The organism is Martinezella multihospitum (genome assembly GCF_900094585.1).
GTDB classification, from domain to species: domain Bacteria; phylum Pseudomonadota; class Alphaproteobacteria; order Rhizobiales; family Rhizobiaceae; genus Rhizobium; species Rhizobium multihospitium.
The window spans coordinates 216,115-240,626 of sequence record NZ_FMAG01000004.1; the positions used below are offsets into that span (position 1 = coordinate 216,115).

Sequence of the window (24,512 nt, forward strand, 5' to 3'; positions counted from 1 at the left end):
TCAAGATATCCGTTGCAGTTAATTTTATTTTGTGCGCTTATGAGATTGTTGATAACTATTATTCCGCAATACGGAACAAAATAAAAGGGGAGTAGCGATGAAGAAGCTTGCAATGCTCGCAATGGGACTGGCGCTGGTGATGGGAGGCGTGGCATCGGCTGCCGATGATCCCAAGGGTACGCTCGGCGAGATCATGAAGGACAAGAAGATCGTCATCATGAACGATCTTTCGGCTGCTCCCTGGCAGTTCAGGGACGCAAACGGCAATGCCGCCGGCTTTTCCGTGGATCTCGACAGGCTTATCGCCTCAAAACTCGACGTCGATCTCGAAATGCGGAATGTCGAGTGGGCGGGGCTTATTCCCGGCCTTCTCAGCCGCAAGTCCGATATCCTGGCGACGAGCATGTCGACGACGTTCAAGCGTGCGCAGCAGATCCTTTTCACGACGGAGAGCTGGTATTCCACCGGCGTCGTGGCGATCGTCAAACCGGAAGACCAGGGCAAATCCTGGGAGGAGCTGAATGAGGCCGGCAAGCGCATCGCCGTCAAGGCGGGCACCAATGCCGTCGATGCTGCCAAGCAGTTCTTCCCGAAGGCGGAGCTGCAGACCTACCCGAATGACACGGATACCTACCAGGCATTGAAGACGGGCCGGGTCGATGCGGCACTCAATGATCTGGCCGTCCTGGGAGTGGTAAAATCGGAATATGGCTTCGAAGCCTTGAAACAACCGCGTGAACTGATCACGACCGACACCTGGGGCTTTGCCGTGCGTCCAGGCGACACCTACACCTGGCAATACCTCAATTTCTTCCTGGCGAAAATCAGGGAAAGCGGTGAACTGGCCGCGCTCAAGAAATACTGGGTCGATGGTGATACCTGGAAGAAGGACTTCCTGGAAAAGAACAACGGCGTTTCGGACGAGCGCAAGAAGCTTGTCGATCTGCTTGGCATCGGCGCCCATGCGCCGGAGAGCGGCAATGCCAGCCGCATGACATTGCAATAACGACGGATTTGGGAACGAGCGTCGGCCACTTGCCGACGCTCGGCATATCGTCTCTCGGCAAGGTCATGGAGGATCGCGATGGCATTCTTCGAAGCGCGCGACGTCAATTTGCATTTCAGGGATTTCCACGCCCTGCGCGGAATATCCATTCAGTTCGAGCGGTCGGATGTGCTCGTTGTGTGTGGTCCGTCCGGCTCAGGCAAGAGCACCTTCATCCGTGCCGTAAACAGGCTGGCTGGATCCTTGTCTGCCGGCCAGATCCTGCTCGGCGGCCAGGACATCGCCGCGATGCCGCGCCGCCAGCTGTATCGCAGGATCGGCATGGTCTTCCAGCGGTTCAACCTGTTTCAGCATCTCAGCGTGCTCGACAACATAGCCTTGCCTCAAAGGCGCGTGCTTGGTCGCAGCCGCAAGGATGCCGCCGCGCGGGCGATGGAGCTTCTGACGCGCGTTGGACTGGAAAGCAAGGCTGGCCGCTATCCGGCGCAATTGTCCGGCGGCCAGCAACAGCGCGTCGCCATCTGCCGCGCCTTGGCGATGGATCCCGAACTGCTGCTGTTCGATGAACCGACCTCGGCGCTCGATCCGGAAACGGTCGGGGAGGTGCTGCAGGTGATGCGTGAGCTGGCGGCATCCGGCATGACGATGATCGTCGTCACCCATGAAATGGGGTTTGCGCGGGAACTTGCCACCGAGGTCGCCTTTCTCGATGCCGGGCAATTGGTGGAAAAAGCACCTCCCCGCGAGTTCTTCTCGCAGCCGAAAGAAGCGCGCACGCGCGCCTTTCTCAATCAGATCCTTCGTCACTAGGCTGACCGCACATGATCTCGGATGCTTACGATATCTTCTGGCAGTATCGCGATACCTATCTCACCGGCATGCGCAATGCGCTCGTGGCTGCCCTCGTCGGGCTGCTGCTTGCGCTTTGCGTCGGCATGGTCGCCGGCATCGTACGATTTTCCTCGCGTGGCATTTTCAGCAGGATCATTGCCGTCTATGTCTCGCTGGTTCGCAATACGCCGCTGCTTGTGCAGGTCTATTTCATCTATTTCGGCCTGCCGACACTTGGCGTCACGCTGTCGGCCTTTTCGACGGGCGTGATTGCGCTCACCTTCAATTCGGGCGCCTATATCGCCGAAATGGTCCGTGGAGGGCTGAACGCCATTCCGCGGGGCCAGATCGAGGCGGCGCAGTCACTCGGTTTGAAATGGCGCATTCTTCTGCGTTACGTTCTCCTGCCTCAGGCAGCACCGACAATTCTACCGGCGATAACGGGGCAGTTCGTGCAGCTGGTAAAGGACACTTCGCTCCTCTACACGATTGCCGTCCTCGAAATTACCAAGGCTGCCGACGATGTCGGCAACGAAACATACCAGTTCCTGCCGGCCTATCTCGTAAGCTGTGTGATCTACATCGTCATCTGCGTCGTGCTCAATCTTCTTGTCGACGTCTATGAAAGCCGCGCCGGCTTTTCCAAACATAAGCGGGCCTGAGCCATGAGCACCATTATTGCCGTCGCCGGCGATGCCATTCAGCTTATTCTCACCGGGCTTCCCATCGTGCTCTTCCTGACCGCTGCGGCGTTCTTTCCCGCACTTGGCCTCGGTATTGTGGGGGGACTTCTCGCCTCGTCATCCTTCAGACCGATCCGCTTTCTGGTCGGCGCCTATGTCTATCTTTTTCGCAGCATGCCGTTCCTGATGTTCGTTTTCCTCGTCTATTACGGGCTGCCGCAATATGACATCGATATCGGTCCGGTTTTGACGGCGGTCATCGCCCTTTCGCTGTCGCACGGTGCGTACATGACCGAAATCATACGCGGCGGCTTGAAGGGGCTGGACAAGGGCCAGAACGAAGCTGCCATAGCCGTCGGCTTCAGCCTGTTCCAGCGCCTGCGCGATATCACCATCCCGCAGACGCTGATGGCGGTCATTCCCTCGCTCGTCGGTCAGGCCATATTGATCATCAAGGATACCTCATTGATATCGGTGGTCGGCATCAGCGAAATCACGAGGCTGGGGAGGGAGGTGGTTATTCGAACCAACCAACCCTTTATTGTATTTACACTATTGGCGCTAACCTACTTCGTGGTCTGCTTCTCTTTGGAATTTATTGCGCGTAAACTCGAAGCAAGAGCGAAGCGGATTATGGCCGGGCATTGAAATTGGAAAGAGATATGAAAACGCACTCCGTGATCAATGAAGCGGTTGTTGACGATGTTCCGGCAGGAACGGAAAGCAGGGATGCCGGCGCCAAATCGCTGCGCAAAATGGCGCGTGTGCTGGATACGTTTTCCCGCGCCAAGCCGAGCATGACGATCGCCGAACTTTCGGAAGCCACAGGTTTGCCGAAGACGACGGTCCATCGCATCGTCGCGTCCTTGCGGGAGGTCGGCCTGCTCGATCAGGATGGCAAGCGCCAGGGCTATCGGCTCGGCCTGAAGATGTTTCACTACGGCAGCAGCGTCCTGGCAAGCCTCGACACGCCGACGAGGGCGCATCCGCATATCGCCAAGCTGCAGCAGCTGACGGGCGAAATCATCCATTTCCACATGTTCGATGGAAGCCAGATGGTCTGCGTCGAGCGCGAGGAGATGATTGCGTCCAGCCTGACGACGTTGCAGGCGGCGCCGACCTACTGCACCAGCGTCGGTAAAGCTTTCCTGGCATTTCAGGACGAGGAGCTGATATTGCGGATTGCCCATGAGGGCCTGCATGCCTATACCGCAAATACGATCACGAAGCTCGACGGACTGCTCGATGAGCTCGGGCGCATCAGGGCCAAGGGGTTCGCGGTCGATAACGAGGAAATCGAAATCGGGGTGCGCTGCATTGGAGCGCCGGTGCGGGATTCCTCGGGGCGCGTCTTTGCTGCAGTGAGTGTTTCCGGGCCGAGCGAAAGAATGCCGGACGGACGCCTTGCAGGCCTCGCACCTGTCGTTGTCCAGACTGCGAACGATATTTCCCAAGCTCTAGCCGATTGATGAGTGAGTGGCTGGGAGATGCCTGCCGGAACTCGGCTTTCCCAAGGCGACGTTTCGCGTCAGCTGCCTGACCGGCAACGGGCGCACGCCTTGATTGATCTCTATTGTGCCAGCATGTCGGTGAGCGCATGCCGCATGGATTCGCTCGAAATGCCGAAGAGACCGCCATAGGGAAGATCAAGATCCAGGATGACAAACATGACGCTCGCCACCGAGATGATGGCGACGGCGACAATGGAACCGGTGAGCGGGTTTCTGGGAGCTTGAAGACCAAAGCTTAGGAATACCAGCATCAGCCAGAAGATCAGGACGCCGAGAAACGGTGCCGAAAGCGAGCCGTGCGCATCCTCGATCACGGTCCATCGCGCCGCCAGGAGATTGCTGAAGAGCTGATTGCAACGGGTCACGAGCACCTGATGCAAGGCATCGGTTGGCTGCTCGCGGGCGATGCCGAGGCCCATGTCGTTGAGAATTGCTCCAAGAGCGGGCGCTTCGCCAGTCAAAGGCAATTTTGATATGTCGGGATATGTCACCCCCGCTGGAACTGGCTCACCCGGCCATGTGCTGGCAATGACGGCGGTTGTGTAGCTGCGCAGGAGTTGTCGCTCATTATCCAATGCCGGGCCGTAGTTCCTCAGGCAGCGGTCCATCTCTGCCAGACCGGCGGCGTAGCGGTTGCGATCGTGAGAAGCCGTTGTGAATGCATTCAGTTCCGATGCCAGAAGTAAGCTCATGACGAGTGCGGCAAAGGTGACAAGAAGGGCCGTGACGACCCGGAGGAAGTCTATTGTCTCGTTGCCGCGATGCGGGGCAGGTAATCTCGCACGCAATATCGAACCGACTGCGGCGCTAAACACAAGGAGAACAAACAAAGCCAGCGTCCAGACCGCTTCGCGTTGCATCGAAAAAAGCTCCAGCTGCATATGGCCGTTGATTATGTCATGTATCTCGAGGAGGCGGGAGGATAAAAGCTCCACGATCATTTCAGGGCGTTCGCATAGCCCGGTAGGCCGGCATCCCTTGCGGCTGTGGAGTTTTGAAATCAGCTATCGTATGGAAGTCGGGCAGAACGGATCAGGTGCATACCGCGATGCAAACGGACAGCCAGATCAAGGCAACCCCCAAAGCCAACGCGCGCCTGGCACCGACAACTTTCTCTGCCTCTTCTTCCGCTACAGGGGTCGTTACGATCCAGGGCACGGAACCGAGAGCCGCAAATCCGATGATCGCTAAGGCCACCACAAAATAATCGGATATGCGCCAGGGCCCCTGGTCATACACGCCCCAGTAACCCAGAAAGGCCATTCCCACTGCAAACATCGTCGCGGACGCAGAGCAAAGCCCCGTAACGGAGCCCGCAGGTGCACGCATCTTGCTTTTTTCCGGTGTTGACCCGTTCATGACGCCATATCCGCGACGGCAAGCCGCCTTTCCGCATATATGTCAGGAATTGAACGGGACGTGAAGCGATTGATATCGCCAACGGCCGGATTGGAAGAATGGCGATGGCTGTCTTCGATCTCCAACCTACGGTTCGTCTACAGCGACTTCGATTCTGTAAAGCAGGATCCGCGGGCTGGTATCCTGCGCTTCCAGCGCAGCTTCTAACAGACCTGATTGGTCACGAACGGAAGGGGGCCTGAATCATTTCCAGCCCCCTTCCACTCTTTAATCCCCTTCACACCTTATCCGGATCAGGAGTGAGGGTGGGTGCGGACGGGACGTCGGCGCCCGCACCCTTCTCTTCGGCCGGTCTTTTGGTCCGGAGGAGGGACAGCACAAAGACGAAAAAGACCGGGACGAAGAAGACGGCGAGGATTGTCGCAGAGATCATGCCGCCGAGGACGCCTGTGCCAATCGCGTTCTGGCTGGCAGCACTAGGGCCTGTCGCGATGGCGAGCGGCACGACGCCGAGCGTAAAGGCGAGTGACGTCATCACGATCGGACGAAAGCGGACACGGGCTGCCTCGATCGCCGATTCGAATAGAGATCTGCCTTGAGCGTAATAATCCTTCGCGAACTCGATGATCAGGATGGCGTTCTTAGCCGACAGGCCGATGATTGCGATAAGCCCGACCTTGAAATAGAGGTCGTTCGGCATGTCGCGCAGGATCGCCGCCAGCACGCAGCCGATAATGCCGAGTGGGACGACAAGCATGACCGATAGCGGGATCGACCAGCTCTCATAGAGGCCTGCAAGCAGCAGGAAGACGAAGAGTATGCTGAAGGCGAAGAGGATCGGCGCCTGGCTGCCGGAGGCGATTTCCTCGCGCGACTGGCCGGACCACTCGTAGCCGAAGCCCTGCGGAAGTTCGGATGCGAGGCGTTCCATCTCGGCAATCGCAGCACCCGAAGACTTGCCCGCGGCTGCCTCGCCGGTGATGCGGATCGTGGGATAACCATTGTAGCCGACGATCTGCGGATCGCCCTTGCGCCAGTCGGCGGTCGTGAACGACGAGAGCGGCACCATTCCGCCGCTGGCGTTGCGGACGTTCAGCTTCATCATGTCCTCCACCTGCATACGGCTGCGGCCATCCGCCTGCACGATGACCTGCTGCATGCGGCCGGCGTTCGGATAGTCGTTGATATAGGAAGAGCCGAGGTTCGCGGTGATCGCATCGTTGATGTCGGAGAAGCCGACGCCGAAGGTATTTGCCTTCTCGCGGTCGATCGCAAGCATGATCTGCGCAGCCTCCTGCATCCCTTCGATGCGGACATTCGTCACCACGCTGCTCTTGGCCGCCTTCGCCATCAGCTCGTCTCCGGCCTGCTTCAGCGCCTTCTGTCCACGCCCGGAGCGATCCTGGAGCCGGAAGGAGAAACCGCTCGTCGTGCCGAAACCGTCGATCGGCGGCGGCGAGAGCGCATAGGAGGTGGCATCCTTCAATCCGGCGAACTGTGCGTTGACGCGCTCGGCGATTTCAGGCACCGAACTGCCGGCCGGCCGCACGCTCCAGTCCTTGAGCGTCACGAAGGCGATGGCCGAGTTCGGGCCGTTTCCTGAGAAGCTGAAACCCTGGACGGCGAAGATGTTCTCGACGGCCGGTTCTGCTCTGAAAATCGTTTCGATCTGCTTCAGCGATGCGATCGTGCGGTTGGCGCTTGCTTCCGGCGGCCCTTGAATGTCGACGATCAGGATGCCCTGGTCTTCCTCCGGCACGAAGGAACCGGGCAAGTTGACGAAAAGATAGCCGAGGCCGACGACGAGCGCGAGATAGACGCCCATCACGCGTCCCGACCGGCACGCAAGGCCGGCTGCGGTCTTGGTGTAGCCCGCCGTCATTCCGTCGAACTTGCGATTGAACCAGCCGCCGAGCCCTTTCTTCTGATGATGATTTCCGTCGATCGGCTTCAAGAAGGTGGCGCAGAGTGCCGGTGTCAGCGACAGCGCGAGGAAGGCCGAGAACATGATCGAGACGACCATGGTCAACGAGAACTGGCGGTAGATGATGCCGGAAGCTCCCGGAAAGAATGCCATTGGAATGAAGACGCAGGACAGCACCAATGTAATGCCGAGGATGGCGCCGGTGATCTGCTTCATCGCCTTTTGCGTCGCGGCTTTCGGCGGCAAACCCTCTTCGGCCATGATGCGCTCGACATTCTCGACCACGACGATCGCGTCGTCGACGAGGATGCCGATCGCCAGAACCATGGCAAACATGGTCAGCACGTTGATGGAGAATCCCGTCGCATACATGATGGCGCAGGTTCCGAGCAGAGCGACGGGCACGACGAGCGTCGGGATGACCGTGTAGCGGAAGTTCTGAAGGAAAACGAACATCACGATGAAGACGAGCACGATCGCCTCGATGAGCGTGTGCACGACCTTCTCGATCGAGGCATTGACGAAGGGGCTGGTATCATAAGGTATCGAATATTCGACGCCCTTCGGGAAGAACTTCGACAGCTCGTCCATCTTCGCCTTGACGGCCCCCGAGACGGCGACGGCATTGCCTGTCGAAGAAAGCTGGATGGCAAGGCCGGCGCTCGGATTGCCGTTGAGCCGGCTTGCAGTCGAATAGGTTTCCGCACCGTCCTCGACGCGGGCGACGTCGCGCAGGCGCACGGTCGAACCATCGGGATTGGCGCGGAGGATGATGTCGCCGAATTGCTTCGCACTGTTGAGCTGGCCTTCGACGATCACGGTCGCGGTCAGATCCTGGCTGACCGGATTGGGCGTGGCGCCGATCTGGCCGGCTGCGACCTGCGCATTCTGGGCGGCAATCGCCGTACTGATGTCGGTGGCCGTCAGATGCAGGCCGACCATCTTGTCGGGATCGATCCAGACGCGCAGCGCCCGCTGTGAGGCGAAGACCTGAGCCCGGCCCACGCCCGGCAAGCGGCGCAGCTCTCCAAGGATATTGCGGTTGATGTAATCGCCAAGCGCGATCTCGTCCATCTTGCCGTCGGTCGAAGTCAGGGCTGCGATCAGCAGGAAGCCGGCGCTTGCTTCTTCGACCTGAATGCCTTGCGTGCGGACCGCCTGCGGCAGCCGCGCCTCGACGCGTCGAACGGCGTTTTGGACGTCGACCGTCGCCTTGCCGATATCGGTCCCGGAGACGAAGGTCGCATTGATGCTCACCGAGCCGGAATTGTCGGAGGTCGACTCGAAATAGGCGATGCCATGGACGCCGTTCAGTTCCTCCTCGATCAGCCGGGTCACCCCCTGATAGATTTCCTGCGGGGAAGCGCCGGGGTAGGAGGCGGAAATGGAGAGCTGCGGCGGAGCGACGGCGGGATATTGCGCCACCGGCAGTACAGGGATTGTAATGATCCCCGCGATCATGATGAAGAAAGCAAAGACCCATGCGAGGACGGGTCGCCTGATAAAGAACTGTGCCATGATTTGATTACTTTGCGGCCTGGTCTGAGGTGTTCGGCTCGGCGTTTTGCGGCGTCCATGGCTCGGCGGCGACCTTGCCGCCGGGCGCGACCTTCTGGCCCCCTTCGGCAATGATGGTTTCGCCGTCATTCAGGCCGGAAACAACGATCCATTCGGTGCCAAGAGACCCACCGAGAACGATCTTGCGCACCTGCGCCGTCTGATCGGCAGAGAGAACGAAAATCTGGGGATTGCCTTCGGCGTCCCGCGTCACCGCCCTTTGCGGAATGGTGATGCCGCTCTTCTGGACGGCCTGTTCTATGCGCACGCGGACATACATGCCCGGCAGCAGATCGCCATCGGGATTGGGAAACTCCGCACGCAGCGTGACCTGTCCCGTATTGGGGTCCACATTCGCGTTCGAAAACAGCAGTTTGCCTGGCTTGGAATAGCTCTTTCCACCGTCGAACACGAGCTCGACGGATGCTTGTCCGGGCGCCGGGCTCTGTAGTTTGCCTTCGCTGACGGCGCGCTTCAGGGCCAGGAGGTCCTGCGCGGATTGCGTGAAATCGGCATAGACCGGATTGATCTGTTGGATGAGGGCGAGGTTGGAGGCGCCCTCGGCAGTCACGAGTGTACCCTCGGTTACGAGGGCGCCGCCGATGATGCCGGTGATGGGCGCTCGCACCTGCGTATAGTCGAGATTGATCTCAGCCTCGTCGAGTACCGCTTCCTGGGCTGCGACATCGGCGTCGGCCTGTGCAAGATTGACCGCGGCGGTATCGTAGTCGACGGCCGTCGAGACATTGCGCTCACGGAGCGAGCGCTGGCGTTCCAGTTGCTGCTTGGCATTGGCCTGCACGGCCCTTGCCTTCTGCAAGGCCGCCTTGGCGCTCGCCACCCGCACCTGGAACAGTTTCGGGTCGATCCGGTAAAGGACGTCGCCCTGATGGACGAGACTGCCTTGTTGAAAGATGCGCTCCTGGAGGATGCCTGAGACGCGAGCACGCACCTCGGAGATCCTGGTCGCGGCGATGCGTCCGGGGAGCTCGCTCATGACAGGCACCGGATGCGCCTTGATTTGCAGGACACCGACGGCGGGCGGGGGCATTTCGCCGCTCTCCTGCGCGTATGCGTGGCCGGAAACCAGCGCGAGCATCGCCGTTGCCGCCAATATTGCCTTCCAGCAAGGCAGTTCGAATGCAGATTGCATAGATGTATTCCCAATTGACCGTGACGCGCCGGGATCGTAGCTCCGCGTCTTGACGGCATGAACCTATCCGAAAGAGGCCGCTTCAACGCCGGGCGCGAGTGGCACTTTCGTCCGAGCCTAAGCAAACATTGGGATTGTTGTTCTTTGGTCGACGTTTTGTGGAGGTTTCATGGACGAGGGCAGAGGAATATTGACGTGCAGGCCTTGTCTGACGTTTCTTTCCGGTGAAGGAGCCCTGGATGGAAAATGCACTGATATTGATCGTCGAAGATGAGCCGGAAATCTCTGACATTCTCGAGCGTTATTTTGAACGCGAGGGATTTCGCGTGCTGACGGCCGCGGATGGAGAGATCGCGCTTTCTCATCATCAGCGGCTGAGGCCGGATCTCGTGGTTCTCGATATCAAGCTGCCGAAACTCGACGGTCACACGGTACTTGCCACCATTCGCCAAAGGGGCGATACGCCCGTCATCATGGTCACGGCACTTGCCGACGATCTCGACAAGCTGCATGGGCTGCGCTCCGGCGCCGACGATTATGTGGTGAAGCCGTTCAACCCGGTCGAAGTGGTCGCGCGGGCGCGGGCGATCTTGAGACGGGCGACGGGAAGCGCGACGAACAAGGTGCTGAGGGTCGGCCGGCTCGCCATAGATCCGGTTGCGCATATGGCTGTCGTCGAGGATGGCGAGAACCGTTTGCTGCTGAACCTGACGCGAACCGAATTCCGCATCCTCGAATACATGGCCGGCTTCCCGAACAGGGCCTTCGAACGCGGTGAAATCGTCGATGCCTGCCTTCCCGAAGGCGATGCGCTCGACCGCACCGTGGACAGCCACATGAGCAAACTTCGCCGCAAGCTGGATGCCGCCGGTGTCGGCGACCTTCTGAACGGCGTCAGGGGAGTGGGTTACCGCCTTGGCGACTTCGGTTAGCAACAGCCTTAACAGGCAAATTATCTGGTCGACGACGATCGTCGCCTTCGTCGCCCTGTCCGTCATGTTCTTCGGGTTCCTGATCTACGGCTACCTTTACGACTGGCTGTTCAAGAATTCCGGCTATTCGGACGACTGGGCCGTTAGCGATTTCGTCGTCCTCGGCATCAACGTAGCGATCGGCCAGGCGGTCGGTGCCTATGTCGGATGGCGGCTTGCCCGGCGCCTCGTCAAGCCTCTGACGGCGGTGACGGAGGCTGCGCGCCTCATTGCAGATGGAGACTTCGCCGGCCGGGCGACCGGCGAGGGCAATTTCGGCGAAGCCGACCGTCTGATCAACGATTTCAACCGGATGGCGGAGGAGCTGCAAAGAGCGGAAAAGGAGCTCCAATATTCGAATTCGGCGATCGCGCACGAATTGCGTACACCGCTGACGATCCTGCGCGGCCGCATGCAGGGGCTGGCGGATGGGGTGTTCGAACCGAGCCAGGAGGTGTTCCGGGGATTGATCGGACATATCGATGCGCTGACCCGTATCGTCGACGACCTCAGGACGCTTTCGCTGATGAATGCCGGACGCATGGAGCTGCAGCAATCGCGCTTCGACGTCGGAGAGGAAATCGGAGAGATCATCGCTTCCGTGATGCCGACGCTTTCCAACCTCAATATCAGGATCGAAACCGATTTGCAGAAGATGCCTGTCATTGCCGACCGGGCGCGCATGCGGCAGGCAGTGCTTGCGCTCATCGACAATGTCGTACGCTACGCTCCGGGCTCGACGCTACAGGCGACCTCGCAAGCAGTTGATAATCTGTGCGTCATCATGATCTCGGATGACGGTCCGGGCATGACGGCTGCGGAAAGTGAACGGGCCTTCGAGCGGTTCTGGAGAGCTGACGATGCCAGAACACGAAGAGGCGGCGGGTCGGGCCTCGGTCTTGCCGTTGTCAAGGCCATAGCCGAGGCGCATGGCGGCCATGCGACGATCGACAGCCGCAAGGGCGGCGGCACGACCGTCGTTCTCACGATTCCGCGCAGCTGAAACCGCGTGGAGGGCGGCAACCGGCCTGTTCCAGGCATGTGGAGACGGCCTTATGCGTTGAGAATCCGCTGCAACACCTCCGCCAGCTCGCTCCGGCCTTGACGGATTTCGCCGACATCTTTTTCAGCGTCTATTCGGCCGGCATTATGGGCAGTGTAAAGCTCGACGAGAAGTTGCGCGTAGTCTTCGGATAGGCCCGCCCGCGTGAGTGCGGCCTGCCACTCGGTCTCGGGAAGCGGCTGGGCAACGACATCATGACCGGTCAGCGAACCGATGGCGGCCGCAACGTCGTTCGGCGTATAGCGCCGGGGGCCTTCGGCATGGACGACCCTCAGAGCGGCGTCCTGCTTTTCCAGAAGCAGTTCGGCGGCGAGCGAGCCCACGTCGTAGGCGGAGATGGTCGGGAGAAGCTTGGTCAGCGGATGATAGAAGCTCGGCAATCGGCCGCTTTCTGCCGCCACCTTTGCCAGACGTGCCCAGTTTTCCATGTGCTCGGCCGACCGCAGCAGGATAAGTCTTCTGGCCTCCAGCTGACGCAGCCGTGCTTCGAGGGCGTGGAAGATCAAGGTGACGCCGGTGCCAGAGCTATGCTGTGCGCCATAGTCGGAAATGGCGAGAACGGTTTGCGGCTTGACGGCTGCCAGGGCCTCGCCAAGGCAATCGACCAGTCGTCTCATGCTGGAATTTGCCTGCGGGGCGCGAATATCGACCGGACAGATGATCTGGACGGCGCTAGCCCCTTTGAATGCGGTCGCCAGTGCCTGATGGTCATGTATATCGGCGATGGCGATCTCGCAGCCGAGATCCGAAAATTCCTGTGCTTTCGAGCCATTGCGCAGAATTGCGCGGACCGGAACGTCGGCCTTGCGCAGGGCGGCGATGGTCGTGCGGCCAACTTTGCCGTTGGCGCCCAGAATTGCGTGCATTGCATCTTCTCCTGTCGATTTTCCTGCAGCCTAGCCATCTATGCCTGCCGCATCGCACAGGTCCGGATGGTCAATTGCAGATTTGGACGACAATCGAAGTCATGAATGCATTCGGCTCAGCATGCCGGGGGTGAGGCCGAGGATGCGCCGCATCCAGTGCGTCATGTGGCTCTGATGGGCAAACCCCGTCGCCAAAGCGATTTCGGCAAGCGGTAGGTCGGTAGAGAGGATGAGCAATCTGGCGCGCTCGATCCGGCGCGTCAGCACATAGTGATGAACCGGCATGCCGAAAGTGGCGCGAAAGAGTGGCTTCAAATGCGATACACTGAGACCAACCGTTGCGGCGAGATCGGCAAGGGACAGCGACTGATCGATATGGGCCTCGATAAAATCCACCAGGCATCGCTGATGGCGGTTTATCAAAGTGGCGCCTGTCGCGGCTATACTGACCGAAGTCCGTTCGCCGTCTTCCACAAGGCGGATCGCCAGCGCCAATCCCAGCGCTTCCGCATAGGTTTTGTCCGACGGAACCGGCGATTCGATTTCGGCCTTGATCGCCCAGGCGATCGATTCGATCCGGGAATCCCGAAGCTGGAATTTTGGTGCCAGAGAAACGGTATCCGGATTTCTGCCGAGTGCTTCCGCGGCCGATTGAAGGAGTTCCTGCTGGATAGTCAGCCGCAGAATGGTGCAGTCACCATCATCCTCCCACCAGCCGTCCAGCCCGGCAGGGACGATATCGATATCGCCATGCGCCTGCCGACGCCGGTGCTGACGGCCGTCGCATTCACAAAAAGCATTCACGGCCCGCCCGAAATGAATGCCGAGCCGATGCGTCTGCGAACCAGGCACATGGGTGCGGCCAGCTTGAATACGAAGGAGGTTCGCCTCCAAGCCTTTCCAGCCACGATCTTTGCTGGAGAGAAGCGTCGTGGCGGCACTGTTGAACTGGTCCATGATTGCGTGCTTCTGCCAAATCTATCGCCCGGATTGGAGGCGACCTCGATCGGAGGATTATAGGGAGACCGGCGTCTCCGGTCGAGCCAATCCTCGGATCGGTGCCTATGCAGGCGGTTCGGCGTTTACTCAAAGTCGTCGCGGTTGACGGGAAGGCCAGCTACCGATCTTCCCTGGTGTGCCATAGCCTCAAGATGTAGATCGTCGACTGTTGAATTTCGTAGCGTATCTCGTAGTGGCCGACGAGGAGCCGCCGGACCTCGCGGGGCTCGAATTCGAACAGCCTTTCTCCAATTCGCGGATTGGCCAGCAGAATGGTCGGCGCCTTGGTCAGAGACTGCACCGCGCGAACAGCCGCCGGCTTGTTAACAGCGGCCAGAAATTCATACAGGCGAGTGAGGTCGGATAGTGCCTTGCTGGTCCATTTTGCTTCCATCAGCGTGGAGCCGGCAATGGATCGTGAGTGCTTAAACTATCGACCCATGCCTGCACGGCCTGATGGTCGATCACATTGCCATCGTCGACGTCGGAGAGAGCTTCGCGGGTCAGCCGCTCGCGCTCTTCCTCCTGGTCGAGCCACGCGGTCAGAGCCTGCTTCATGATCCAGCCGCGGGAACGCTCGAGCCTCTCGGCCATCAAATCGAGTTTTTCGGCCAGCGAAAGCGGTACATGTGCAGTCAAGACTTTGGTCGCCGAGTTTGCCACACGATCATCCTTTCTGAGAGGTTCGATTTATTTCTAATCATAGTGATTAATTTTGAATCGATCAACGGCACGCAAGGGACATTGCATCACTGCATATAGCGGTGACCGGACTTCCTTCACCGCGAGCCCCTGCCATCTCCAGATCTTGGATGAACAGGCAAAGGACGCGGCCTACTTATGAACCCGCGTCCATCGCTGCACATCGAACATCACTTCCAGCTCGTATAGTCCGAGGCGGTGCAGCCGAAGGGCGCCCGTTGATCACCGAAGCGCTTCTTCAACTGATCGCAGCCCCAGCGGTTGAGAGGTGCCGGCATCATATTGTTGAGATCCATGGCGGGCGAGGTGAACTGCGAGTCGGCGCTGGTCACATACCAGACCCAGTAGCCGAAAATGCCGGCGATGAAGAGAAGTATGACCAGGAAAACCCTGGCGAGCCGCGCCATGACGGACGGTCCTTTCTTCCCTTGGGCAACGAGCTCCAGCGGCTGTCCGCCAAGCTCTGCCGTCAGCGGGGCGAGAATGCTCGCGCGCTCTTGCGCGGTCATGTCGATCCGCTCCAGTCGGTTGTCCAAAAGTACCGGGAGAGCCGTATTTCCATGCCAGACGGCAAGCGCCACGGCCTTGCCGTCCTTTGCACCGACGACCAGAGGTTCCTGTCCCGGCTCGAAGTTCGTATGGGCGGCTCGCCCGGTTTTTCTGCCGGCAATCTTGTCGGTATAGGTCATCGTCAACCGCTTGCCTCGCCGCTGGAAAGCGGTGATTTCCACCGGGATCGGCTCGAGCTGAGCGGCCCGGTGCAATTGCCCACGGACACGCCAGACACGCAGGATCTGGAAGATCATGGCGATGCCGGCGCCACCAAGAAGGGCGACGAAGACGGCAAGCGTTATGATCCGGTTCCAGAGCATATCCAGCCCGAGGCTGAGGGTCGCCAAGTCCGGATGATCGCCGGAGATGACGAGGTCCGTGTCATAGTCGCCGGCATGGATGTCGACGAACATGATCTCGACATCCTTGTCATAGATTTGGCCATTGTAGGCGTAGTTGAGGTGCGCCTCGCAAGTGGTGAAGAAGCCCTTTCGGGTCGAGCATTTTCCATCGCGGATATCGCCGTTGATGAGCTTGACGGGATTTTGGCTGATCGTCCAATCCCTCAATATGCCCGGCGCTTCGGAGACAGCCATGAAAACGGTCAGGCCGATCAGGATCGGCAGGGAGAAATAGACGGCCTTTGGCATTGAAATAAGGTTCTGAGCAAGCGTCAGGGCTCTCTCGGGAAGTTTGATCGTCGGGAATGTCATTGTCTGCCTGGAACTCCGAGTGGTTGTGTAGGCATCCGCAAAGCAGGAAGCGAAGCGCGGCCTCGCAAAATCCTGGGGGGTCCGACTTTGCGCCCACATCTGCAGCGCGAGGAAATAGGCACTCTGCTCGACAGCTCAATACCCGGTTGTAGGCCATTCGACGATTTCATGATGATGCCGGCAGCAAACCCGGATGGGTGTGACCTTTTTGTATCGCAGCGTTGACCGGTGCGGACGAGCCCGTCCAGAGCGCGTTGTGATCTTGCAGATTCGCTTCTCGCTCTTGAGACTTTTGATCTTGCACATGTCGTGTCACAAAACCGCTGCACACTTTTGTGCGTCATGCTTTAGCTTTCGCGTCCATACGGGATTTCGAGATCGAAGAAGGATATCAATATGACCAATGCCGCCTGGCATGCGGAGCCGCTAAGCTGGGGTCATGGGCCTCGCATTTTCGAGGTTTTCCTGGAACCGACCTGCCCATTCTCGGTCAGGGCCTTCAATAAGCTTGATGCCTTTCTGACACAAGCCGGTGAGGATAGGGTCACCATTAGGATCCGCTTGCAGTCTCAACCCTGGCATATGTATTCGGGTGTTCTGGTGCGCTGCATCCTTGCCGCTTCGACGCTTGCTGGAGGCAGGGAAACCGCAAGGAAGGTGATGGCCGCGATCGGCGCGCACCGCGAAGAGTTCGAATTCGCCCATCACGCGGGCGGGCCGAATATGGATGTGACGCCGAATGAGCTGATCGAGCGGCTGGAGCGCTACAGCGGTGTCGCGTTGAAGGAGGCTTTTGCCATTCCGGATCTCGACCGCGAGACCAAGTGGCACTGCAAATATGCCCGGCAGAACGGCATTCACGTTTCCCCGACCTTTATGATCGACGGGCTGGTACAGGCCGACATGAGCAGCGGCGATGACGTCGAAGCCTGGGTGAGGAAAATCTCCGCCTCGTGAAAGGTAGACGGCAAGGCGACGATGTTTCCATTCACGGGCCTTGCCGTTCCAGAGTGCCCTCAATCCTCTACGTTCGGCAGCAGGATCGTCAAAAGTCCGATCAGCGGCAGGAAGGCACAGAGCTCGAAGACGAACTCGATGCTCGTATGATCGGCGAGCACGCCGAGCGCTGCAGCGCCGATACCGGCCATGCCGAAGGCGAAGCCGAAGAACAGGCCTGAGACCATGCCGACACGGCCGGGCAGCAGTTCCTGGGCGTAGACGACGATCGCCGAAAAGGCGGAAGCGATGACCGTGCCGATGATTGCGCTGAGGACGATCGTCGTTTCAAGATTGGCATGGGGCAGGACGACCGTGAAGGGCAGGATGCCGAGAATGGAACCCCAGATGACCTTCTTGCGGCCGATCCGGTCACCCACGGGGCCGCCGACCATCGTGCCGACGGCAACCGCGGCGAAGAACACGAACTGGCAGAGCTGAGCCGTCCGTTCCGTCACGCCGAACCGGGCCATCAGGTAGAAATTGTAGTAGCTGGTGAAGCTCGCAAGATAGAAGTATTTCGAGAAAATCAGGGCGATCAGGACGGCAATGGCAAGACCGACGCGGGCGCGTGACAGGCTCAGCGCCTTATGGGGCTTGCTGGATTTTGCCGGCGCACGCAGATGGCTGCCATTCAGCTGATACCAGCGGCCCAATCCGCCGAGGATGAGGATGCCGACGAATGCCAGGCTTGCAAGCGCTGCCATGCCATGCTGGCCATGCGGAAGAATGAAGAAGGCGGCGAGCAGCGGACCGAGCGAGGAGCCGAAATTGCCGCCGACCTGGAACACCGACTGGGCGAAGCCATGCTTGCCGCCCGATGCCAGGCGTGCGATCCGCGATGCTTCCGGGTGGAAGATTGAAGAGCCGAGGCCAAGCAGCATCGCCCCCATCAGCAGCATCGGGTAGTTCGAGGCCGTTCCAAGCGTGATCATGCCGGCGCAGCTGCACACCATGCCGAACGGCAATGAATAGGGTTGCGGCCGTCCATCCGTGTACCAGCCGACGAAGGGCTGCAGGATCGAGGCGGTGATCTGATAAACGAAGGTCAGCGCGCCGAGCTGAGAGAAGCTCAGGTCAAAGCCCGTCTTCAGCACCGGATAGCTTGCCGGCAGCAGGGCCTGGGTGACATCGTTGATGAAATGGCCGAGACTGGCCACCATCAGGACCGGATATATCGTCGTGGCCGCGCGGGGCGGGTTCATGACCTGGCTCATGGCTCTCACTTTTCAATGATCTGCCGTGCTGATATTGGAAAACACCATCGCCCGCTACCGCGACAAGGCGTAATTCTTACGAGACTGGGCCAGAATGGTCAGGAACAGCCGCATAGATCCGTTCATCGATGTCGACCGGCCTCTCATTGCCCTCGGCAATGAATATGGCGACGGCCACCGCGTCGAACCGCACCAGCATCGCCGCGCCCAGTTGCTATACGGCTTTTCCGGCGTAGTGGTCGTGACCACGCCTGACGGCACGCTCGTCATGCCGCCGGAGCGCGGCATGTGGATCCCTCCGGGCGTGATCCATAGCGTGCGCATGCTCGGCAAGGTCAGCATGCGCAGTCTCTACCTTGAGCCCGAAGCGATCAAGACGATGCCGGATCATTGCCAGGTGGTCGAAATCTCGCCCCTGCTTCGCACGCTCCTTGCCGAAGCCGTCGATATTCCGGTCGATTACGACGTGAATGATCGGGCCGGCGCCTTGATGGCATTGCTTCTGCACGAACTGGCAAGGTTGAGGCCGTTGCCATTGTCCCTGCCGATCCCGCGCAACAGGACGCTGGCTCAGAAGTGCCAGGACTTTCTCAGGCAGCCGACGACGCATGATACGATCGATCTATGGGCAAGCCACATGCGCATGAGCCGCCGCGCATTTACCCGCATGTTTCGCCTGGAGACGGGGCTGAGCTTCGTCAAATGGCGGGAGCAGGCCTGCCTGCATGCCGCGCTTCCGCGGCTTGTCGCCGGCGTGCCGGTGACGACGATCGCGATCGACCTTGGCTACAAGAACCCGGCAGCCTTCACGACCATGTTCAAGCGCGCCTTCGGTTATTCGCCGCGCGAAATGGCGCGCCAGCACGCGGGAAGCGATTCCGCCGGCGCAGGTCTGCAGCCGTGAACGTCATGTCGCGTCGAGATAGGGCTTCAACGGCATGTCGTCGTGCCTGGGTACCGTCTGCCGTTCGATCATATGGTGAATGACAGGCGGGCGGTCGCCGCGGTGCAATCTGTCCAGGCGTTCGGCGACCTCGACATCGGCATGCGTCTGGCGCTGGCTGTGGCGGACATAATCGATCCAGGTCGGCAGATGGTAGCTTTCCGTCCAGGTATTCGGCTTTTCCAGATCGCGTAACAGCGACCATTGCTTTGCCCCGTCGCGGATTCTCATCCGGCGGCGCTGGGCCATGACGGCTAGAAATTCCGCCACATCCTCCTGATCGATATCGTAATCCACCATGACCAGGATGGGGCCGCTTCTGGAACGCAGGTCGAGCTGGAGCTGTGGTTCACTAAAGGTGTTCGTCGGATCGAGATTGAGGGATTCGAAATCCGGCTGGCGCAGCAACAGGCCAAGCAGGCCGCCTATTGCCAGGCCGACGCTTGCGATGAAAAGCGCGCCCGTGACGCCATGGGAGTCCGCCAGTTCACCCCAGAGCCAGCTTCCGACCGCCATACCACCAAAGGTAGCGGTCTGATAGAGCGACAGGGCGCGGCCGACCACCCAGCGCGGCGTGGAAAGCTGAACCGTGACATTGAAGAGCGAGAAGGCTTGCACCCAGGCGACGCCGGCCGGCATGAGAATAAGACAGCTCAGCCATACCTGGTTGCTTAGGGCAAGTAAGAAACAACTCACCGCCAATGTGAGGAAGGCACCGCGGATCACCCATTCGTTGCTCAGAATATCGCGGATGCGGCCGATCAGCATCGCGCCGCAGATGGCGCCGAAGCCGAAGAAGCCGAGCATGATGCCGTAGGTGATCGCCGTGCCGTGGACATGATCGCGCGCCACGAGGGGCAGGAGCGCCAGGATGACGATCGCCGTCAAGCCGAAGACGAAACTGCGGCACATGACCTTGAGAAGGTTCGGCGACATCAGCACATAGCGAAAGCCCGCCGACATGGCACTGCCGAACGGCTCGCGCGGCAGCGTATTGCGAGCGGGCGCGGTCTTCCAGCGCCAAAGGGTGATGATGAGGGCGAAGTAACAGAAGACATTGAAGAGGAACGCGAAGGCCGCACCAGCGGCCGCGACGATGACGCCGCCGATCGCCGGCCCGATACTGCGCATGAGGTTGTAGCTCATGCTGTTGAGCGCGACCGCACCCGGCAGGTGCTCGCGTGGCACGACATCGCCCATCGACGCCTGCCATGACGGATTGTGGAGAGCGCCGCCGCAGCCGATCAGGAAGGTGAAGCAGAGCAAAAGCCACGGGGTCAATGCATTGCTGTAGGACAGGATCGCCAGCGTCGCCGAAACTGAGAGCATCAACGTCTGCGCAATCAGCATGATCCGCCTGCGGTCGTAATTGTCAGCCAGTGCTCCGGCCGCAAGCGAGAAGATCATGACGGGCAGGGTGGTGGAGGACTGAACCAGCGCCACCATGCCATGTGATGTCGCAAGGCTGGTCATCAACCACGCGGCACCGACGCCTTCGACCAATCCGCCGAGATTGGAGATGAGCGTTGCCGACCAGAGAGAGCGGAAAGTCTTCGACTGGAACGCGACGAGCGGAGAGGGTCTATTGGGCATGTCGGCTTTTCTTCGCAGGATTATCTTGCCCGGCGGCGCAGTGAGCTCGCTCAAAGCGTAAGCGCAGTCGAGTCGAAATCGAGCCTATAGTGATTTGCTAATTTCCGAAACGATTTTGGAATAATATTCTCGCCAATAAAGGCGGAATTCGGCAATTGCATGAGCGAAGCCTCGGACTGCAAAGAACGATTTTCACTCGAGCAACGTGCCAATTCGATCAGGGTCGGGAGAAACGAAGATGACCGCGGCCTTCCCGGAAACATCCTTGGCAGAAACGAATCCGTTTTCGCCGAACTGATCTGGAAAACGACTGTCGACAGAATTGTGCCTGTTGTCGCCAAGCACGAAATAATGACCCGCGGGCACTTCGAATGGACCTGCTTCATCCTGGCCGGCGATCGCTTGATCCGTCATTGCGGTCCGATATCGCCGGCCCTCCGACGTCGTCTCCTCGAGAATTCGAGCCGTATTGCCGAAGAGATCCGTCATCGTGCGATCCGTCGGCGCAGCCGCAAAGGCCTTGCCGTCGACGAAAACCGTACCGTCGTGCAATTCTACTTTTTCACCGGGAAGACCCATCAGTCGGCTGACGTACAAGACCGGCTTGTCCGGAGAGGCGTAATATTTGCTGAAGAACACGATGATGTCACCACGCTTGGGCGCCGTGTCTCTGTAAGGCTTCATCATCAAGACTTCCGTTTCCTGGATGCTCGGCGCCATGGAGGATGAAGGCATCGTTCGCATGGACATGCCGCAAAAATCGCGCTGGAAGCCGGCAGCGTCGCAATCAGCTGGGGCCACAGCCGATAGCGCCCTGGCTGCCTTGCTGGCCAGCTCCTGCATCTCGGCCGGATTTGTCTTCCACAGGCCTGCCTTCGCAAGAAGAAGCGGATAGGCTGGCCCGATAAATCGCATGAACTCTTGTTCGCGTGCGTCATCGGCCGCCATAGCCTCTCCCGCGATGAGGAGAACCGACAATCCCGCTACCAGCACTCTACCGCGAAAAGAGAAACTCACATTGTCCTCGCAGGTCACGAACCGAATATGAGGCGTCAAGATTGCGCGTAGGGCGGCAAAGACAAGTGCGAAATGATGTCGAGCGGGCGGTCATCAGCCTAGCTTCGAAAATAATTATTCTATTCGAAGACAATGAAGGCGCCGCCGGCCTTGCCGAACCTGCGATGGATCGGTGTAGCATCATCAACACAAAAGGATTGCCGCTGCCTATCCGCCTTCCAATCCAATTGGGTAGCTCACTTAAATCTACGGTAGATGCTAATATTCTAATTACCGGTCTGAATGCCACCCTCGGACCGGACAGTGCAGCGTCCGACGACTGCCCCCATCCTTCGTCGTCGGACGCACCCCTCGATATTGGCATCAGTTTTGAACGGCAGGTCGCTTTCTGCGAGAGCTCGTCACTCACCCGTCAGGTCAAGGCCGTGCAGTCGAGGATGGGCTAATATTGCCCGTCCGCAGAATCAGCGTCTGCAGCCTTCTCAGAACTTTTGTCTCTGCCAGGTTTGGGGCTTCGATCGTTTGAGGCTCCGCTGGTATCGCTGTTCTTCCGGCCGATCATGGCGCGGAATTCGGCTTCCGGGACAGGTGGGCTGAAGTAATAGCCCTGACTCTCCGAGCAACCGGCCTTGATGACCATGTCGAGCTGGGTCTGCGTCTCGACACCCTCCGCCGTGGTCAGCATCTTGAGATTGCGACCGAGCGTAGCGATGGATTGGACGATGGCAAAGCTGTCGGGCCGGTTTTCCAGGTCGCGTACGAAACTGCGATCGATTTTCAACTTATCGAAGGGGAAGCGCTGCAGATAGTTCAGCGAAGAATAGCCGGTGCCGAAATCGTCAAGCGCGATCGTCAAGCCGAGCGAACGCAGCCGGTTCAGTACCTCGATGTTCGCGGCATTGTCCCGTAAAAGTACCGACTCGGTGATTTCCAGCTCCAGCCGCCGCGCATCGAATTCGGTAAATTCCAGTACGCTCTTGACCATATCGACCAGATCCGTCTGACGGAACTGAACTGGAGAGAGGTTGACTGAAACGCGCACGTCCTCGGGCCAGTTAAGGGCGTCCTCGCATGCCTGTTGCAGCACCCATTTTCCGAGCGTGTCGATGAAGCCGGTTTCCTCGGCCAGCGGGATGAATTCGACGGGCGGGATCAGCCCGCGCTCAGGATGGCGCCAACGCACCAGCGCCTCGCTGGCAACGATCTTGCGGGTCTTGTGCGAAATCTGTGGTTGATAGTGAACCTCGAATTGCCCAAGCTTGATGCCGTGGCGCATATCCGCCTCCAGATTACGCCGGTTCTGGAGTTCCTCTTCCATCTGCGGGGAGAAGATGCGGTAGATTCCCTTACCATCGGCCTTGGCTTGGTATAGCGCCAGGTCGGCATTCTTCATCAGTTGGCCGGTATCACCGCCAGTGCGTGGTGCGACCGCGATGCCGATGCAGGTGCTGACAACGATCTCGTTGCCGTTGACGCGATAAGGCCGGCTGATGTTGGCAATGAGGCGCTCCGACAGGTCGCGGGCACTGTCGAGTGTGGAATCCAGACACCGATGCAGTACGGCAAATTCATCACCGCCCAATCGCGCCACGATGTCATGCTGTGACGCGGTGTTGCGCAGCCGCCTGGCGACCTTGCGCAGCAACACGTCGCCGACGGGGTGGCCCAGCGTGTCGTTGACTTCCTTGAAGCGGTCGAGATCGAGATAGAGTATGGTGAATAATTGGCCGCCGGCCGCCAATCCGCGCAGCGCGTGACCGACGCTTTCCCAGAATAGCAACCGATTGGGCATGTCGGTCAGCGCGTCGTGATGGGCCATATGCACCACACGATCCTGCGCGCGATGACGCTCGCTGACATCCTCGAAAGTGCAAACCCAGCCGCCTTCACCCGTCGGTTCGTGCGATACGGCCAGCACCATGCCGTTCGCGAGATGATGGATATGGTCGCTGAGCACGGCGATGTCGTTCCGGACACGGGCCTTATCGCCGGCAACGCCGCGCGGCCCGCTGGTTGATAATCCAGGAGGCAGCAATTCGGGCGCGATGAGATCAGCCAAGGGGGTGCCGATCCTCGCCCGGACTTCGTCCAGACCGAACAGGGCCAGGAAACGGGGATTGTGAACGATGACGCGATATTGGTCGTCGAGCAGGCAGAGACCGAGCGACATGGCCTCCATTGCCGCATCGAACCGGGCATTCTGGATCGCCAGGGTCTGCTCCTTGGCCTGGAGGATCTTCTGCGCCCGGCCTAGAAGGCCATTGTGAATAAGCAGCAGCAGAATCAGCAGGCAACCGCCGATGAGCATGCCGACAGTGACCCAGGTCAGGGCCAATTGCAGCCCGAGGAGGCCGCGCCGATCTTCGGCAATGCGTGCCGAATACCACATGTTGCTGTCGCTGGAGAGCCGAGCCAGTTTCGGATAGATCGGCTCCAGGATCGCAAGGATCCGCGCCGGTGTTCCAGGCACTGAAAGCTGGCTAAGTAGTGGCCGGGTCTGGTTGAGTGCCTCTTCGAGGTCGTCGAGGGTCTCGCCGATATGCGGGTTGGATTGTACGAACTTCTCGACCCCGTTGGAGCGAAGGGTCTTGAGGCGATTGACGACGATATCGAAGCGTAGCCTGACCTCATGGGCATCGACCTGGCCATCGTTCATGCCCATGGCACTGACGCGCTGTTCGAGCCTGGTGAACTCACTCGGAGCTTGGGCTATCGTCCAGGTGATATTGCCCAAGCCGACATCTTGCAGGGCGGTCTGGCGCTGGAAGACCAAGGCGGAAATATAGATCGCCGAGGTGATGAAACCCAGGATCACAATGATCAGCGCTGTGCGGAGGTAGCGCATGCGGCCCGGGG

Annotated in this window: 22 protein-coding genes; 9 read left to right on the top strand and 13 right to left on the bottom strand. The window is 59.5% G+C overall.

Annotated elements, in window-relative coordinates:
- Positions 1–97: 97 nt before the first annotated feature.
- The 5 genes from GA0061103_RS17180 to GA0061103_RS17200 all read left to right on the top strand — a co-directional run bounded on the left by GA0061103_RS17180 (position 98) and on the right by GA0061103_RS17200 (position 3,989).
- Positions 98–1,006 carry a substrate-binding periplasmic protein gene (locus GA0061103_RS17180; RefSeq protein ID WP_092713170.1) on the top strand — a complete coding sequence of 303 codons (909 nt, stop codon included), beginning with the start codon at positions 98–100 and terminating at the stop codon, positions 1,004–1,006.
- 78 nt (positions 1,007–1,084) lie between these two features.
- The gene (locus GA0061103_RS17185) at positions 1,085–1,816 is read left to right on the top strand and encodes an amino acid ABC transporter ATP-binding protein (RefSeq protein ID WP_092713172.1); all 732 of its coding nucleotides are present in this window, start codon (positions 1,085–1,087) and stop codon (positions 1,814–1,816) included.
- A gap of 11 nt (positions 1,817–1,827) precedes the next feature.
- Positions 1,828–2,499: an amino acid ABC transporter permease gene (locus tag GA0061103_RS17190; RefSeq protein ID WP_092713174.1), complete on the top strand. Its 672-nt coding sequence runs from the start codon at positions 1,828–1,830 to the stop codon at positions 2,497–2,499.
- A gap of 3 nt (positions 2,500–2,502) precedes the next feature.
- On the top strand, positions 2,503–3,168 hold the full coding sequence (locus GA0061103_RS17195) for an amino acid ABC transporter permease (protein WP_092713176.1): 666 nt from the start codon (positions 2,503–2,505) through the stop codon (positions 3,166–3,168).
- Between the two features lie 14 nt (positions 3,169–3,182).
- A complete protein-coding gene (locus GA0061103_RS17200; protein WP_092713178.1) occupies positions 3,183–3,989 on the top strand; it encodes an IclR family transcriptional regulator in 807 nt (268 codons plus the stop codon).
- A gap of 101 nt (positions 3,990–4,090) precedes the next feature.
- On the opposite strand, the gene GA0061103_RS17205 is transcribed toward GA0061103_RS17200, so the two are convergent.
- The 4 genes from GA0061103_RS17205 to GA0061103_RS17220 form a co-directional block, all read right to left on the bottom strand.
- Positions 4,091–4,891 carry a bestrophin-like domain gene (locus GA0061103_RS17205; protein ID WP_092714328.1) on the bottom strand — a complete coding sequence of 267 codons (801 nt, stop codon included), beginning with the start codon at positions 4,889–4,891 and terminating at the stop codon, positions 4,091–4,093.
- 172 nt (positions 4,892–5,063) lie between these two features.
- Positions 5,064–5,390, bottom strand: coding sequence for a hypothetical protein (locus tag GA0061103_RS17210; protein WP_092713180.1), 327 nt, complete (start codon positions 5,388–5,390; stop codon positions 5,064–5,066).
- A 277-nt stretch (positions 5,391–5,667) separates the two neighbouring features.
- Positions 5,668–8,832: an efflux RND transporter permease subunit gene (locus GA0061103_RS17215; RefSeq protein ID WP_092713182.1), complete on the bottom strand. Its 3,165-nt coding sequence runs from the start codon at positions 8,830–8,832 to the stop codon at positions 5,668–5,670.
- A 7-nt stretch (positions 8,833–8,839) separates the two neighbouring features.
- Positions 8,840–10,024 carry an efflux RND transporter periplasmic adaptor subunit gene (locus tag GA0061103_RS17220; RefSeq protein ID WP_092713184.1) on the bottom strand — a complete coding sequence of 395 codons (1,185 nt, stop codon included), beginning with the start codon at positions 10,022–10,024 and terminating at the stop codon, positions 8,840–8,842.
- 239 nt (positions 10,025–10,263) lie between these two features.
- On the opposite strand from GA0061103_RS17220, the gene GA0061103_RS17225 reads away from it, so the two are divergent.
- Complete coding sequence (locus GA0061103_RS17225; RefSeq protein ID WP_092713186.1) at positions 10,264–10,956, top strand: response regulator; 693 nt, start codon at positions 10,264–10,266, stop codon at positions 10,954–10,956.
- Complete coding sequence (locus tag GA0061103_RS17230) at positions 10,940–11,998, top strand: sensor histidine kinase (protein WP_092713188.1); 1,059 nt, start codon at positions 10,940–10,942, stop codon at positions 11,996–11,998. The genes GA0061103_RS17225 and GA0061103_RS17230 overlap by 17 nt, the downstream gene beginning before the upstream one ends.
- Before the next feature lie 50 nt (positions 11,999–12,048).
- Here GA0061103_RS17230 and GA0061103_RS17235 read toward each other — a convergent pair whose 3' ends face one another.
- The 5 genes from GA0061103_RS17235 to GA0061103_RS17255 all read right to left on the bottom strand — a co-directional run bounded on the left by GA0061103_RS17235 (position 12,049) and on the right by GA0061103_RS17255 (position 15,890).
- Complete coding sequence (locus GA0061103_RS17235; protein WP_092713190.1) at positions 12,049–12,924, bottom strand: NmrA family NAD(P)-binding protein; 876 nt, start codon at positions 12,922–12,924, stop codon at positions 12,049–12,051.
- A gap of 99 nt (positions 12,925–13,023) precedes the next feature.
- A complete protein-coding gene (locus tag GA0061103_RS17240; protein WP_092713192.1) occupies positions 13,024–13,881 on the bottom strand; it encodes an AraC family transcriptional regulator in 858 nt (285 codons plus the stop codon).
- 160 nt (positions 13,882–14,041) lie between these two features.
- On the bottom strand, positions 14,042–14,317 hold the full coding sequence (locus GA0061103_RS17245; RefSeq protein ID WP_092713194.1) for a type II toxin-antitoxin system RelE/ParE family toxin: 276 nt from the start codon (positions 14,315–14,317) through the stop codon (positions 14,042–14,044).
- On the bottom strand, positions 14,317–14,586 hold the full coding sequence (locus tag GA0061103_RS17250; protein ID WP_092713196.1) for a CopG family ribbon-helix-helix protein: 270 nt from the start codon (positions 14,584–14,586) through the stop codon (positions 14,317–14,319). The genes GA0061103_RS17245 and GA0061103_RS17250 overlap by 1 nt, the downstream gene beginning before the upstream one ends.
- 209 nt (positions 14,587–14,795) lie before the next feature.
- A complete protein-coding gene (locus tag GA0061103_RS17255) occupies positions 14,796–15,890 on the bottom strand; it encodes a hypothetical protein (RefSeq protein WP_092713198.1) in 1,095 nt (364 codons plus the stop codon).
- 396 nt (positions 15,891–16,286) lie between these two features.
- Here GA0061103_RS17255 and GA0061103_RS17260 point away from each other — a divergent pair, with 396 nt between their 5' ends.
- Positions 16,287–16,847, top strand: a complete 561-nt coding sequence (locus tag GA0061103_RS17260) for a DsbA family protein (protein ID WP_092713200.1) — start codon at positions 16,287–16,289, stop codon at positions 16,845–16,847.
- 59 nt (positions 16,848–16,906) lie between these two features.
- On the opposite strand, the gene GA0061103_RS17265 is transcribed toward GA0061103_RS17260, so the two are convergent.
- The gene (locus tag GA0061103_RS17265; protein WP_245304779.1) at positions 16,907–18,091 is read right to left on the bottom strand and encodes an MFS transporter; all 1,185 of its coding nucleotides are present in this window, start codon (positions 18,089–18,091) and stop codon (positions 16,907–16,909) included.
- Between the two features lie 106 nt (positions 18,092–18,197).
- On the opposite strand from GA0061103_RS17265, the gene GA0061103_RS17270 reads away from it, so the two are divergent.
- On the top strand, positions 18,198–19,007 hold the full coding sequence (locus GA0061103_RS17270; protein ID WP_092713203.1) for an AraC family transcriptional regulator: 810 nt from the start codon (positions 18,198–18,200) through the stop codon (positions 19,005–19,007).
- 3 nt (positions 19,008–19,010) lie between these two features.
- Here GA0061103_RS17270 and GA0061103_RS17275 read toward each other — a convergent pair whose 3' ends face one another.
- The 3 genes from GA0061103_RS17275 to GA0061103_RS17290 form a co-directional block, all read right to left on the bottom strand.
- A complete protein-coding gene (locus GA0061103_RS17275) occupies positions 19,011–20,639 on the bottom strand; it encodes an MFS transporter (RefSeq protein ID WP_141694439.1) in 1,629 nt (542 codons plus the stop codon).
- A gap of 192 nt (positions 20,640–20,831) precedes the next feature.
- A complete protein-coding gene (lepB, locus tag GA0061103_RS17280; protein WP_092713205.1) occupies positions 20,832–21,587 on the bottom strand; it encodes a signal peptidase I in 756 nt (251 codons plus the stop codon).
- A gap of 511 nt (positions 21,588–22,098) precedes the next feature.
- Positions 22,099–24,501: a putative bifunctional diguanylate cyclase/phosphodiesterase gene (locus GA0061103_RS17290; protein ID WP_092713209.1), complete on the bottom strand. Its 2,403-nt coding sequence runs from the start codon at positions 24,499–24,501 to the stop codon at positions 22,099–22,101.
- Positions 24,502–24,512 lie beyond the last annotated feature (11 nt).

Excerpts from the sequence above, each read along its gene's own strand:
- GA0061103_RS17180 (WP_092713170.1), top strand. The coding sequence starts at position 98 with ATGAAGAAGCTTGCAATGCTCGCAATGGGACTGGCGCTGGTGATGGGA.
- GA0061103_RS17185 (WP_092713172.1), top strand. The coding sequence starts at position 1,085 with ATGGCATTCTTCGAAGCGCGCGACGTCAATTTGCATTTCAGGGATTTC.
- GA0061103_RS17190 (WP_092713174.1), top strand. The coding sequence starts at position 1,828 with ATGATCTCGGATGCTTACGATATCTTCTGGCAGTATCGCGATACCTAT.
- GA0061103_RS17195 (WP_092713176.1), top strand. The coding sequence starts at position 2,503 with ATGAGCACCATTATTGCCGTCGCCGGCGATGCCATTCAGCTTATTCTC.
- GA0061103_RS17200 (WP_092713178.1), top strand. The coding sequence starts at position 3,183 with ATGAAAACGCACTCCGTGATCAATGAAGCGGTTGTTGACGATGTTCCG.
- GA0061103_RS17205 (WP_092714328.1), bottom strand. The coding sequence starts at position 4,891 with ATGCAACGCGAAGCGGTCTGGACGCTGGCTTTGTTTGTTCTCCTTGTG.
- GA0061103_RS17210 (WP_092713180.1), bottom strand. The coding sequence starts at position 5,390 with ATGAACGGGTCAACACCGGAAAAAAGCAAGATGCGTGCACCTGCGGGC.
- GA0061103_RS17215 (WP_092713182.1), bottom strand. The coding sequence starts at position 8,832 with ATGGCACAGTTCTTTATCAGGCGACCCGTCCTCGCATGGGTCTTTGCT.
- GA0061103_RS17220 (WP_092713184.1), bottom strand. The coding sequence starts at position 10,024 with ATGCAATCTGCATTCGAACTGCCTTGCTGGAAGGCAATATTGGCGGCA.
- GA0061103_RS17225 (WP_092713186.1), top strand. The coding sequence starts at position 10,264 with ATGGAAAATGCACTGATATTGATCGTCGAAGATGAGCCGGAAATCTCT.
- GA0061103_RS17235 (WP_092713190.1), bottom strand. The coding sequence starts at position 12,924 with ATGCACGCAATTCTGGGCGCCAACGGCAAAGTTGGCCGCACGACCATC.
- GA0061103_RS17240 (WP_092713192.1), bottom strand. The coding sequence starts at position 13,881 with ATGGACCAGTTCAACAGTGCCGCCACGACGCTTCTCTCCAGCAAAGAT.
- GA0061103_RS17245 (WP_092713194.1), bottom strand. The coding sequence starts at position 14,317 with ATGGAAGCAAAATGGACCAGCAAGGCACTATCCGACCTCACTCGCCTG.
- GA0061103_RS17255 (WP_092713198.1), bottom strand. The coding sequence starts at position 15,890 with ATGACATTCCCGACGATCAAACTTCCCGAGAGAGCCCTGACGCTTGCT.
- GA0061103_RS17260 (WP_092713200.1), top strand. The coding sequence starts at position 16,287 with ATGACCAATGCCGCCTGGCATGCGGAGCCGCTAAGCTGGGGTCATGGG.
- GA0061103_RS17265 (WP_245304779.1), bottom strand. The coding sequence starts at position 18,091 with ATGAACCCGCCCCGCGCGGCCACGACGATATATCCGGTCCTGATGGTG.
- GA0061103_RS17270 (WP_092713203.1), top strand. The coding sequence starts at position 18,198 with ATGGTCAGGAACAGCCGCATAGATCCGTTCATCGATGTCGACCGGCCT.
- GA0061103_RS17275 (WP_141694439.1), bottom strand. The coding sequence starts at position 20,639 with ATGCCCAATAGACCCTCTCCGCTCGTCGCGTTCCAGTCGAAGACTTTC.
- lepB (WP_092713205.1), bottom strand. The coding sequence starts at position 21,587 with ATGGCGGCCGATGACGCACGCGAACAAGAGTTCATGCGATTTATCGGG.
- GA0061103_RS17290 (WP_092713209.1), bottom strand. The coding sequence starts at position 24,501 with ATGCGCTACCTCCGCACAGCGCTGATCATTGTGATCCTGGGTTTCATC.